At 67.4% G+C, this 12,983-nt stretch carries 8 protein-coding genes; 3 read left to right on the forward strand and 5 right to left on the reverse strand.

What is annotated here, in order from left to right; genetic code table 11:
* Positions 1-11 precede the first annotated feature (11 nt).
* From ACG97_RS06520 to recC, 3 genes are all read right to left on the reverse strand, one after another.
* Positions 12-548, reverse strand: a complete 537-nt coding sequence (locus ACG97_RS06520) for a transposase (RefSeq protein WP_047966548.1) — start codon at positions 546-548, stop codon at positions 12-14.
* Positions 549-640: 92 nt separating this feature from the next.
* Positions 641-4,192: an exodeoxyribonuclease V subunit beta gene (gene recB / locus ACG97_RS06525; protein WP_047966549.1), complete on the reverse strand. Its 3,552-nt coding sequence runs from the start codon at positions 4,190-4,192 to the stop codon at positions 641-643.
* 576 nt (positions 4,193-4,768) lie between these two features.
* Positions 4,769-7,945, reverse strand: a complete 3,177-nt coding sequence (gene recC / locus ACG97_RS06530; RefSeq protein WP_047966550.1) for an exodeoxyribonuclease V subunit gamma — start codon at positions 7,943-7,945, stop codon at positions 4,769-4,771.
* 263 nt (positions 7,946-8,208) lie between these two features.
* On the opposite strand from recC, the gene ACG97_RS06535 reads away from it, so the two are divergent.
* The gene (locus tag ACG97_RS06535) at positions 8,209-8,586 is read left to right on the forward strand and encodes a SirB2 family protein (RefSeq protein WP_047966551.1); all 378 of its coding nucleotides are present in this window, start codon (positions 8,209-8,211) and stop codon (positions 8,584-8,586) included.
* Between the two features lie 256 nt (positions 8,587-8,842).
* Here ACG97_RS06535 and ACG97_RS06540 read toward each other — a convergent pair whose 3' ends face one another.
* Positions 8,843-10,129, reverse strand: a complete 1,287-nt coding sequence (locus ACG97_RS06540; protein ID WP_047966552.1) for an FAD-binding oxidoreductase — start codon at positions 10,127-10,129, stop codon at positions 8,843-8,845.
* A gap of 148 nt (positions 10,130-10,277) precedes the next feature.
* Positions 10,278-11,243: a LysR family transcriptional regulator gene (locus ACG97_RS06545; RefSeq protein WP_047966553.1), complete on the reverse strand. Its 966-nt coding sequence runs from the start codon at positions 11,241-11,243 to the stop codon at positions 10,278-10,280.
* A gap of 90 nt (positions 11,244-11,333) precedes the next feature.
* Between ACG97_RS06545 and ACG97_RS17550 the strand changes: the two genes are divergently transcribed.
* Positions 11,334-11,708: a hypothetical protein gene (locus tag ACG97_RS17550; RefSeq protein ID WP_156167988.1), complete on the forward strand. Its 375-nt coding sequence runs from the start codon at positions 11,334-11,336 to the stop codon at positions 11,706-11,708.
* Between the two features lie 66 nt (positions 11,709-11,774).
* On the forward strand, positions 11,775-12,953 hold the full coding sequence (locus tag ACG97_RS06550; RefSeq protein WP_047966554.1) for a nitronate monooxygenase family protein: 1,179 nt from the start codon (positions 11,775-11,777) through the stop codon (positions 12,951-12,953).
* Positions 12,954-12,983 lie beyond the last annotated feature (30 nt).

Consider the following 12,983-nt stretch of genomic DNA (forward strand, 5'->3'; position numbering starts at 1 on the left):
CCCGACGACGCTCATTCCGCGCCAAGGTCGTCCGTCATCACCCAGTCCGCGCCCCACTCCAGCGGATACAGCCCGTCATGCACATAACGCAAAAAGCTGGAATACGGCCAGTCCCGCACATGCGCCACCAGGCCATGCCTGACCGGGTTGTAGTGGATATATTCGACGTGACGGCGAAAGTCATCATCATCGCGCAGCAGATGCTCCCAGTAACGATTCTGCCATACCCCCTGCTGCCCCTTGCGTTGCCGCGCCGCCTGCGGCTGCCCCCGCCAGCGGGCATCGCACGCCTTGGTAAAACCGGTTTTGATCAGGCGCCAGCGCAGCGCATAGTCCACATCGCCGGGCGGAAGGGTCCAGATGCAGTGCAGATGATCCGGCATCACCACCGCCGCATTGATCTGAAACGGGTAGCGTTGCCTGACCTCCCGAAACACGTCCCGCAGCAGGTTGACTTCTTTTTCCGCAGCAAATACCAGCCGGCGCTGCTCGGTGACAACGGTAAAGAAATAGGACGCTCCCGCAAGCAAGGCACGACGGTATTGCATGACACGTTTTCCTTTCCCGATTGCCTGGCAGCAACGTCGGGTTACGCTGCGCTAACCCGACCTACTCCAGTGCGCTACCCCGACACCACGCCTCAGCCCGCCACAAACACCCCATCCAGCGCGTCCAGCAGCGCCTCCGACGGCGCATCGCGCCACACGCCGTAGCCCGCGCCGCTGATGCCGCGCAGGTACAGGTAACGCACGCCGCCCAGCCGCAACTGTGGCGCGCGCTGGGCGATATAGCGGCGCAGCGCCACGCAATAGATCAGGTATTGCAGGTAGTAGTGCTCGCGCGCCACCGACGCCGCCAGCGCGTCGTCGTCGTAGCAGGCAAAGCCGTCGCCGAGGTGGTTGGACTTGTAGTCCACCAGCCACAGCGCATCGCCGTGGATGAAGGCCAGATCGATAAAGCCCTTCAGATAGCCCTGCACGCGGTCGAAGGTCAGCGTCGCCGCCGCCTCGCGCAGCGGCGCGGCGAGGCCCATGGCCGGGTTGGTGAGGATGCGCTGCAGCCGCGACAGACTGAGACCATCAGCCGGCAGTGTGAACTCCATCTCCACCAGCCGCCGCGTATTCGGCACCGCGGCCAGGCGCACGCCGGGCGCGATCTCGCAGTGCAGGGTGTCGTGCAGCATCGCCAGCGCCGCGTCCTGCCACTGCGCGTCGAAACCGTGCCTGTGCAGCGCCTCCTGCACCACCTGCGGCCAGGCTTCCGGCCGGGTGAAATCGGCGCGCTCGAACATCTCGTGCAGGCAGGTGCCGGCACGCGCCCCGCGCGGAAAGCTGAAACGGTCGGCCGCCACCGCCGCGTCCGGCTGCTGTAACGGACCGTGGTCGTGATCCGGCGCCTCGCTGCGCGGGCTGGCGCCGCCGTGCAGGTGGCGCGTCAGGCCGGTAAAGCTGCTGACCCGCCACGGCGTGTACAGCGAACGGTGGACGCCGGCCAGCTGCGGCACGAAATCCGGCGCCGCTTCCGGCGGCAGCGCATTGAGCGCGACGTCCACCTCGCGGCAGCGCACCGCGTCCGGCAGCCGCGCCGCCAGATCGGCCACGTCGTCCGCCACCTGCGTCGCCAGCAGCTCGCCGGCCTCCAGCTGCGCAAGGTTGGCCGCGGCGCGGCCGTGCAGCAACCACGACAGCGCGGCGGTATGCATCTTCTGCACATGGCCCCACACCACGTACTGGCGGTGCTCGGCACGAGTCAGCGCCACGTACAGCAGGCGCAGCTTTTCCGCCAGGATCTCGCTGCGCGCCGTATCGCGTGCGCTGGCGCTGACCAGATCGTCCGGCGCCAGCCACGATTCGTCGCCGTCGCGGTAACGCCAGAAGGTGGTGTCGCGCCGCTCCAGCGCGCCGTCCCACAGGAAGGGGCAAAACACCAGCGGATACTGCAGCCCCTTCGAGGTATGGATGGTGACGATCTTGACCAGCTCGGCGTCGCTTTCCAGCCGCAGCAGCGCCTCTTCCGCCGCCGGCGGACTGGCCACCTGCGCCTCGAACCACGCCAGCAGCGGCGCGATGCCGGCCATGTGCTCGCTCTGCTGCTGGATCAGCTCGGCCAGATGGCCGAGGTTGGTCAGCCGCCGTTCGCCGTCCGGCTGCGGCAGCAGCCGCACCGCCACCGTCTGCCGCGCGAAGAACGCCCGCCACGCGGCCATGAAGCCGCGCTGCTGCCAGGCCTTGTGATCGTCAAGGTTGGCCGCAAGCTGCGCCTCCCACGCCGTTTCGTCTTCCAATAGCGCCAGCAGCCGCGCGGCATCGAAGCCGAACAGCTCGGTGGCGCACAGCGCCTTCAGCCGCCCTTCCGACGCCGGCTCCGCCCACGCGCGCAATAGCGCCAGCAGCTCGCCCGCCTCGCGGCTGGCAAACACGCTTTCCTGTGTCAGCGCCACCGACGGCACGCCGCGCGCCGCCAGTGCCTCGCGCACCGCGTCGCCCTGACGGTGGGTCGCCACCAGCACCGCGATGTCGCCACCGGCCAGCGGCCGCACGCTGTCGCCGCGCCGCAGCCGTGCCTGATTGCAACGCGCCAAGGCCAGCAGGCGCGCGATCTCGTGCGCGCAGGCGTCGGCGGCGTAGGGCGTGGCCTCGGTTTTCGACACGCCCTTGGCGCTGTCGCTGGCCGGGAAGGTCAGCAGGTTGAAGGCGGCGTCGCCGTCGTCGACCTCCAGCACGCTGCCGCCGGCCGGCGCCGCGTCTACCGGCGGGTAGTCGATGCCGTCCAGCAAAAAGGGCTGCGGCCGGTCGAACAGCGCATTCACGGCGGCCACCAGCGGTGGCTGCGAGCGGCGGTTGGTCAGCAGCGTGTACTGGCGCTGCGCCGGCGCGTCGTTGCGCGCGGCCAGATAGGCAAAGATGTCGGCACCGCGAAAGCTGTAGATCGCCTGTTTCGGATCGCCGACCATGAACACCGGCCGCTGCTGCTGCACGAAGGCGTGGCGGAAAATGCGGTATTGCAGCGGATCGGTATCCTGGAATTCGTCGATCAGCGCCACTGAGAAGTCCGCGGCGATGCGTGCGGCCAACCTTGGCCCGTGCTCGGCATCCTCCAGCGCGGCGGCGAGATCGGTGAGCAGGTCGTCGAAGCCGCGGCTGCGCGTGGCGCGGCGCTGCGCCACCGCGTGGCGGTTGATCCAGTCGATCAGCTGCAGCTTCAGCCCGGCCAGCTGCTGCGCGAGCGCCCCGCTGTAGGCCGCCCACGCCGCCAGCCACGTTTCGACCAGGCCGAACAGCGCATGCTCGGGCGGCGTGGCACCCTTGTTGCAGCCCTTGGCCAGCGCCGCCGGCGTCAGCCGCTGCAGGTCTTTTTCCTGCGCCGACGACAGCTGCGGCAGGCTGGCATCCGCGGCCAGGTGTTGCAGCAGCCTGACGTAGCGCTGGCGCTGTTCCGGCTTGTAGCTGGTGCGGCTCAGCCCTTCGGCCGCCAGCAGGCAGGCGCAGCCCTCCTCGATGGTGGCGGCATCGGCCTGCAGCGGCTGCCACGCCGCCGCCACCGCCGCACGCGCGTCCAGCAGCGCGGCGCTGTCGATGTCGGGGTGGCGCAGATAGGGCTTGGACAGGAAGGGGCGGATCTCGGCCAGCCAGCCTTCCGGCGTGTCGCCGTTTTCGGCCAGCACCTGCGACAGCGCCGGCAGCGCCACGATGTGCTGGCGCCAGAAATCGTCGGCCAGCTGCTGCAGTTCGGCCAGGTTGTCGCTGGCCAGCTCGGCGGCAAAGGTCTGGCCGCTGTCAAACGCCGCATCGGTCAGCACGCGCTGGCAGAAGCCGTGAATGGTGTAAATCGCCGCCGCGTCGAAACCGTTGATCGCGGTACGCAACCGCTCGCGCGCCATCTCGCCATCCTGCGCCGCCAGCCGCGCCGCCAGTGCCGTCAGGAACGCATCCCCTTCCGCCTCGCCGTCCATCACCCGCGCCAGTTCGGCCAGCCGCCGACGCAGGCGGTCGCGCAGCTCGGCGGTGGCGGCCTTGGTGTAGGTGACCACCAGCAGCTTGTCCAGCGTCGGCGGCGGATTGCCGTCGGCGTCGTTTTCCAGCAGCAGGCGGGTATACAGCGCGGCGATGGTCCAGGTCTTGCCGGTCCCGGCCGAGGCTTCGATCAGGTTGGTGCCGGTGAGCGGGCAGTTCAGGGGGTCGAGGGGGTGCATGTCTGTTATCTACCGTTTTGCTATCCGCTGTGCGGGTGTTTTCTGGCTGCCGTCTGCTGCGCCGACTGCTCACCGTAGGGTGCGGTCACCCCGAAGGGGCGACGCACCGCGCTCAAACATTGGCCGCAAGCAATCATGCTGCCGTGGCGCGTCGCCCTGCGGGTGACGCACCCTACACTTCTGTGTTGTTTTGGTTTTGTATCCGCTGCGCGGATGGTTTTTATCAGCCGCTTGCCGCGCTGACTGAGCGAGGCAAGCGCAGCGTCGCGAAGGAATGGGCGGGAAAGGGGGATACCGCATCCCCCTTTTCAATCCCTGCTCTCCCGACGGCGCAAGAATTCCCGTGAAAACTGCCGCCATCCCGGCGCCGCCCATGCGCTGCGCTCAAAAGGGGGCGGCTTGTTTCCGGGATGGCGCCATTTTTCACGGCTTGCACCAACGGGATCGGGCACGTCGGGCTGGTTCTGGCTGGCGACATTGCTTGTCCGATTATCGTAGGTCGGGTAACCCGACAGGCCTGCGGCCAACCTTGGTGCTTTTGCATTCGTGTTTTTCGTGGCCTATCCGTTTTAGCCTTCACTCCTCCCCCGCCTTCAACGCGGCCACCATCGGCTTCAGCAGCGTTTCCGCCAGTTGCGCGAACAGCGGGTCGGACAGCGGTTCCTGATGGCGGAACACCAGCTGGTTGGCGGCGTCGTCGCGCTGCGGGCTGCGGCCGAAGCCGGTGAAATCGGGCGCCCATTCGTTTTGCGCGGCGTCCAGTTCCTGGCCCGGCTTAGCGCGGGCGTAGGCCAGCGAGGTGCGGGCGAAGAAGGGCAGCGGCTGGCTTTGCCCCTGGCGGTAGCGCAGCAGCCAGGCGTGCAGCAGGCCGGCAGCGTCCAGCGCCACGCCGTCGCCATCGTCCGTGCCGAAACTGTGCACGCCGTCTTCGGCGAACAGCTGCGATTGCGGCGCGATGCCGGGCACGGCGGCGGCGAGGCGTACCAGGTGTTCCAGCCACAGCGCGATGAGGTCGCCGGCGTAGGCCTTGCGCGGCACCACGCGCAGCAGGCCCTCGGGGCGCAGGCCGGACAGCTCGCCGCTGAGCAGGATGTCGCCCAGCTGCAGCCGCACCGGCTGTGGCGGCAGGGTGTCGTCCAGCAGCGTGGCCGGCAGACGCGCGGCAAAGCGGGCGCTGGCGGCGCGTTCCAGCGCCAGCCACGACTCGCCCAGCGCGGCGTCGGGCAGCAGGCCGCGCCCCTGCAGCCGCGCTTCGGCGTGGCGCAGCGGCTGGCGCGCCAGCAGCGTGTGCACCAGGGTGTCGCGGATGTCGGCACGACTGTCGCGATCGATGGCGAACGGCTCGCGCGTGGGCAGCTCGTCGGCGATGCGTTCCAGCTTCAGGCCGAGGCGGTCGGCCAGCCAGGCGCGCACCGGGTTGCGCCAGAAGCGCAAGAGATCGGCCAGCCGCACCGAGGTCAGCTCCGGCAGCGCAAGGTTGGCCGCAAACGGCTGCGGCGTGGCCGGCGGTGCCGCCAGTGCTTGCCGCCACACCGGCTCGAAGCTGTCGGCGGCGCGGTAGTAGGCGCGCGAGAACGGCTGCAGCGGATGGCGGGTGGTGATCGTGTCGCTGATGTCGCTGCCGCTCATAGCGGCCAGCGTGTCCAGCAGCTCGGCCACCAGCGGCGATGGCGGCAACGGCTCGTCGCTGCGCACGCTGCGCCCGACCCAGCTGAGGTACAGCGTGTCGCGGGCGGAGAGGATGGCCTCCAGGAACAGGTAGCGGTCGTCGAAACGGCGCGAGCGGTCGCCCTTTTGCGGATGGCGCGCCACCAGATCGAAGCTGACCGGGCGCTCGTCGCGCGGGTAGGCGCCGTCGTTCATGCCGATCAGGCACAGCACGCGGAACGGGATGGAGCGCATCGGCACCATCGCGCAGAAGGTCAGCCCGCCGGTCAGAAAACCGCCGCTGCTGGCCACTTGCAGCTGGCGCAACACCGCGTCGCGCACCACCGCCAGTGGCACGCTGCCGTCAAAAGCGGCCAGCGCGGCGTCGGCGGCCAGTTCGTCGGCGATGCCGTGCAGCACCTGCAGCGCGGCTTCGCCGTCTTCTTCCACCTGGAACAGGCTGGCGGCGGCTTCGCGCAGGCGCTCGGCCCAGTCGGCGACGCTGGCCGGCTGCGCCCACCGTTCGGCCAGCGCGCACAGGGTGTCGAACAGCGCGCCCAGCCGCGCCAGCCGTTCGGCAGCCTGGCCTTGCGCCGCGCCGTCGGGCAGCAGGCCGCCGAACAGCGGCTCGCCGTCACCGGCGAGGCTGGCCGGCAGCAGCGTGCCCAGCAGCAGGCGGTCCAGCCCCCAGCGCCAGCTGTGCACCGCCTCGGCCGGCAGCCCCAGCGCCGCCTTGTGCGCCGCGTCGCGGCCCCAGCGGATGCCGGCGCCGCGCACCCAGCTGCGCAGCAGGGTCACTTCCTCGTCGGCAAGGCCGAAGCGGGCCAGCAGCTCGCGGCAATCGAGCAGCGCCAGCACCTCGTCGGCGGCAAAGCGCGAGTCGGCCAGCTGCAGCACGGCGCCGAAGGTGGCCAGCAGCGGCACTTCGCGCGTCAGGCGGCGGTCGGCAATGCTGTAGGGGATGGACGGCGCGTCGCTGCGGTAACCGAACACCGCATCGATATAGGGCGCGTAAGCGTTGATGTCCGGCGTCAGCACCGCAATGTCGGCCGGGGTCAGCGTCGTGTCGGCCACCAGCATCGCCAGCAGGCGGTCTTTCAGCACCTCCAGCTCGCGCATCGGGCTGTGGGTGATGTGGCAGACGATGGAGCGGTCGTCCGCCGCCGGCGGCTGCACGTTGGCCGCAGGCGGCGTCAGCTGCAGGATGTCGCGCTGCAGCCGCGCCAGCAGGCTGTCGCCGGCGGGGGGCAGGAACATCGACTCGGCGTCCGGCACGCCGGCGGCGATGTCGTCGAAGAAGTCGCGCCCCTGCTGCCCGAGCGACGCCAGCAACGGGTGGCCGCCGTCGGCACTTTCGCCACGGGCAAACAGCTTCAGCTGGCCGCGGGCGTCGACGATGTCGCCCCAGTAGGCCTCGCACGGGTTGAGCAGGAACACGTTGACCTCGGTCAGCTCGGCCATGCGCAGCAACAGCGCGAGGTACATCGGCGCCAGCGTGGCGATGCCGAACACCGACACCCGCTCGGGCAGGTGCTCCGGCCGCAGGCGGGCAAAGAAGTCGTCGAGCATGGTGACGCGGTGGCGGCCGGGCAGCTCGGCGGCCAGCTGTTGCCACAGCGCCGCCTGCCACGCCTCGTCCTCGCCCAGATCCAGCCGCTGGCCGGCCTCCCATGCGCGGATCCACGCCGGGCGGAACACCAGGTACTGGTCGTAGATGTCGGCGATCTTGCCGGCCAGCTCGAAACAGGCCAGCGGGCCGCCTTCCAGATAACGCACCAGCGGCGTGTAAGGCTCGCCGGCAAGTGTCGGCAACACCTCCATCAGCCGCCAGGTCAGCACCTCCGGCGCGAACGCGGACTTGGGCGGCAGCTCGGGCAGCACCGTCTTCATCAACCGCCAGCCGAAGCCGGCCGGCAGCACGAATTCAAGGTTGGCCGCAAGGCCGCGCTCGCGCGCCAGCTGCAGCGTCAGCCAGCGCCCCATGCCGCGGCTTTGCACCATTACCACTTCCGGCGCGAACGGATCGGCCAGCGGGCTGTCTGTCAGGTGGCGATAGAGAATGCCGAGGGCTTCGAGGCGGTTGGACTGGAACAGGTGCAGGGACATGGCGAGGTGATGGCGTAGTCATCAAGGTGCCAAGTTTAGCACCCCCGCCGCCGGGCAAAGCCGCTACCATTACCCGCTCGGGACAAGAGCCTGTTCAGAGTCTCGCGCGCTCACGCGAGACAAGGCGAAAACGACTGCGGAAGCGGCGTTTAACTGGATATGACCAGCATGCCGAAGGCGTTTTTAACGCCGTATCGCCCCATTGAGATCAGTCGCAGCAGACATTGAACAGGTTCTTAAGAAGACTCACAGGAACATCAAGCATGGACTACCTCGTACTGAAACACGCCCACGCCGGGCTGGCCTATCTGTCGGTGACGCTGTTCGCCGCGCGCGCCGCGCTGTCCTACGTCAGGCCGGCGCTGCTGCAGGGCAAGGCGCTGCGCATCGCGCCGCACCTGATCGACACCCTGCTGCTCGCCGCCGGGGTGACGCTGGCGGTGCTGGCCGGCTTTTCGCCGCATAACCAGCCGTGGCTGGCGGCCAAGCTCGTGGCACTGCTGGCCTATATCGCGCTGGGCAGCATCGGCCTGAAAAAACTGCACGGCTCACCGTGGCGCGCCGTGGTGCTGGCGCTGGCACTGGCGATGCCGCTGTACATGATCGCGGTGGCGAAGACCAAGCTGGCGTGGCCGTTCTGAGAACCTGTTCAATGTCTGCTGCGCTTCGGCGATACGGCGTTAAAAACGGCTTCGGAATGCTCATTTACCACTTGTAAATTCCGCTTCCTCAGCCGTTTTCGCCTTGTCTCGCTCTAGCTCGCGAGAGCTTGAACAGGTTCTGAGCGCGAAAAAAAACCGGCCCTGATCGGGGGCCGGTGCAACAGACAGCAGGGAGAACAAACGGGAGTTCAGGGTGGGCTCACGATCGCGGGAGCGCGCCGATCGTGAACTGCCCTCAGACGCCGAGGCGGTCGCGCATGCCATACCACCACGCGCCCAGCGTCAGCATCGGCACGCGCAGCAGGCGGCCGCCGGGGAAAGGATAGTGCGGCAGGCTGGCGAAGGCGTCGAAGCGCTCGCTCTGGCCGCGGATCGCCTCGGACAGGATGCGGCCGGCGAGGTGGGTAAAGGTGACCCCGTGGCCGCTGCAGCCCTGCGAGTAGTAGATATTGCTGTCAATGCGGCCAACCTGCGGCAGGCGCGACAGCGTCAGCGAGAAGTTGCCGGTCCAGGTGAACTCGATCTTGACCTTGGCCAGCTGCGGGAAGGTGTGCAGCATCTTGGGACGGATCAGGCTCTCGATTTCGCCCGGATCGCGCGCGCCGTACACGGTGCCGCCGCCGTACAGCAGGCGGTTGTCGGCGGTCAGGCGGTAGTAGTCGAGCAGGAAGTTACAGTCTTCCACGCAGTGGTCACCCGGCAGCAGCGACTTGGCCAGCTGGGGATCCAGCCGCTCGGTGGTCACCACCTGGGTGCCGCACGGCAGGCTCTTTTCCGCCAGTTTCGGGATCAGGTCGCCGAGGTAGGCATTGCCGGCCACCACCACGAAGCGGGCGCTGACCTGGCCCTCTGCGGTTTTCACCACCGCCACCTCGCCGCGCTTGAGGTCGGTCACCGCCGACTGCTCGAAAATCTGGCCGCCCAGCGACTCGAACGCCGCCGCCTCGCCCAGCGCCAGGTTCAGCGGGTGGATGTGGCCGCCCCAGTGGTCGAGCAGCGCGCCGACGTACTGGCCGGAATCGACGATGCGCGCCATGCCGGCCTTGTCGATCATCTCGATGCCGCTGTGGCCGTAGCTTTCCCACAGCCGCTTTTTCGCTTCCAGCTCGTCCAGCTGCTTGTCGGTAAAGGCGGCGAACACGTTGCCGTCCTTCAGGTCGCACTGGATGCCGTACTTGGCGATGCGCTCGCGGATGATCTTGCCGCCCTCGAACGCCATCGCCCCCAGCCGGCGCGCGGCATCCTTGCCGTGGCGCGCTTCGATCACGTCCATGTCGCGGCTGTAGCTGTTGACGATCTGGCCGCCGTTGCGGCCGGAGGCGCCCCAGCCGACGCGTGCCGCTTCCAGCACGATCACCTTGAAACCGGCTTCGGCGAGGTGCAGCGCGGTGGACAGGCCGGTGTAGCCGGCGCCGATGACGCAGACGTCGGCCTGCTGGCTGTCCTGCAGCGCCGGCCGCTGCGGCGACGGGTTGGCGGAGTAGGCGTAATAGGAGCGGGTGTGTTCGGTAGTCTGGCTCATGGCGGAGTCCTCGATACTGCATTTTTTAAACAGGGCCGCCACGGGCGGCGCTCAATCTGGCTTGATTATCAGATAGCGCCGCAAAAATGTCTAATATGTTAAACATTGCACTGCAAAAAAAAGCCCGGTTGCCCGGGCTGGTGTGTTCTTACAGGATGGTCTGCCGTAGCACTTCGCGCTTTTGCGACAGGTCGACACCGGGCAGCTCGGCGATGATGTCCGGATGGTCGAGCAGCTTTTCCACCACGAAATCGACGAACACCCGCGTGCGCGGCGCGATGTGGTCGCGGTGCGGGAAGCAGATGTAGATCGAACGCTCCATGGACACGAAATCGGTGAGCACCACCTGCAGCTTGCCGGTGCGCACGTCATTCAGGATCTCGTGCCCCGGCAGCTGCGCGACGCCCAGGCCAAGGCGCGCCAGTTCGCGCACGCCGTCGACATCGTTGGCGGTGTAGGTGCCGCCGACTTCCAGCGGAATGCGCTCGCCGTCACGCTCGAATTCCCACTTGTACAAGCGGCCGGAGGTCGGGAACTGGAAATTGATGCAGTCGTGCGAGGACAGATCCTCCGGGATGTGCGGCTTGCCGTGCGCTTCCCAGTATTCCGGCGCGGCGACCACGTACTGCGGGATGTGCGCCAGGTGGCGCGCCACCATGCGGCTGTCCGGCATCATGCCGACGCGGACGCCGACATCGTAGCCGTCCTCGATCAGGTCGCTGAAGTGGTCGCCCATGCCGAAGAACACGCGGATCTTCGGGTAACGGCTGCAGAATTCTTCCATCAGCGGCAGGATGAAGCGGCGGCCGAAGGCATTGGGCAGGCTGATGCGCAGGTGGCCGGCCGGCTCGTCGCGGCTGGCCTTGAGCTGGTTGATCGCGGAGTCCAGGTTGTTGACCGGGCCGCGGCACTGCGAGTAGAAGCGGCGACCGTCCTCGGTCAGCGTCAGCTGGCGCGTGGTGCGGTTGAACAGCCGCACCTCCAGTTCCTGTTCGAGCCTGGCAATACTCTGGCTGACCGCGGCAGGCGACACGCCCAGTTTGCGGGCGGCATCGGAAAAGCTGCCATTCTCAGCAGTGGTCATGAAGACCATTAATGCTTTCAAGGTATCCATAGCTCGACTCAATCATTGAGGCCGGCGGCGCCACACATTTAACAAGAGACACCACAAAAGAAACCGGCGATTAACAAAACACTTTGAAAGATGATAAGCGAAATAGCGATTCTGTTAAAGCTATTTCCTTATTTTCCATTAAATATGATAAGTCCCATTCCTACCAGTTTTGTGTCGAATTTGTGCGCGAATGACCAGCATTTCATGCAATTGGCAAGCCAAGGCGGCCTGCAATGGCCTTGGTGTGGCTTTCGGCGCCTGCAAAAGTGCCCGTCAGCAGCAAAATATGACGAAAACAGCGGTAATGACAGAGAAATGGCCGGAATCGGCGCCCTAAATGCGGACAACAGCGGCCTGCGCCCAGACGCCGCGATGTTTCTCGCATTTGTCATTGCCTGCGGCGGGAATACAACACTGCCGCCGGCGAAGCGCGCCACCACCCGCCCGGCCGCCAAGGCCGCTTGACCCACGTCAACGCTGGCGCACGCCCTTGCCGCCACAATCGTTCCTTTGCCCAACAGAAAGTTTGCCATGTCCCGCCCCCATGCCTTTTCCCCGCTCGTGATTCGCGGCCGCAGCCTGTTGCCTATCGTGCAAGGCGGGATGGGTGTCGGCATTTCCGCCAAACAACTGGCCGGTGCCGTGGCGCGTGAAGGCGGTGTCGGCACCGTGGCCAGCGTCGACCTGCGCCACCTGCACGACGACCTGCTGGCCGATGCGGCCAACCTTGAGGGCCAGGACGGCATCAACCGCCTCAACCGCATCGCGCTCGATCGCGAGGTGAAGGGCGCGCTGCAACGCGCCGACGGTCACGGCATGGTGGCGGTCAACATCATGAAGGCGGTGGACGACCACGCCGCGCTGGTGCGCCAGGCCTGCGAGTCCGGCGCGCACGCGGTGGTGATGGGCGCCGGCCTGCCGCTGGACCTGCCGGAGATGGCCAGCAACCACCCCGAGGTGGCGCTGATCCCGATCCTGTCGGAATCGCGCGGCATCGGCATCGTGCTCAAGCGCTGGATGAAGAAGGGGCGACTGCCGGATGCGATCGTGATCGAGCATCCCAACCACGCCGGCGGCCACCTCGGCGCCGCCAGCATCGCCGGGGTCGGCGATGCCAAGTTCGACTTTGCCCGCGTGCTGGAAGAAAGCTTCGAGCTGTTCAAGGGCCTGGGGCTGGAGCGCGAGCGCATTCCGCTGATCGTCGCCGGCGGCGTCAACAGCCATGAAAAGGTGCAGACCTACCTGCAGCAGTACGGCGCCAGCGGCGTGCAGATCGGCACCGCCTTCGCCGTCACCAGCGACGGCGACGCGCACATCAATTTCAAGCGCACGCTGGCCGGTGCCACGCGCGAAGACATCGTCGAGTTCATGTCGGTGGCCGGCCTGCCGGCGCGCGGCATCCTGACTCCGTTCCTGAAGAGCTATCTCAAGCGCGAGGACAAGCTGCAGGCCAACGCCAAGGCCGATCCGGCGCGCTGCACCCAGGCGCTGAACTGCCTGACGGTGTGCGGTCTGCGCGACGGCCTGTCCAAGGTCGGCCAGTTCTGCATCGACCTCAAGCTGGCCGCCGCCTTCCGCGGCGAAACCAGCAAGGGGCTGTTCTTCCGCGGCGCCGAGCCGCTGCCCTTCGGCGACGCGATCAAGAGCGCGCGCGAAACCATCCACTACTTCCTCACCGGCGAAAAACCGCTGGACCTGCGCGGCGCCTGAGCACAGCTTCCTTGTCTCGCGCGCTGACGC

It is taken from the genome of Vogesella sp. EB (assembly GCF_001037925.1).
GTDB classification, from domain to species: domain Bacteria; phylum Pseudomonadota; class Gammaproteobacteria; order Burkholderiales; family Chromobacteriaceae; genus Vogesella; species Vogesella indigofera.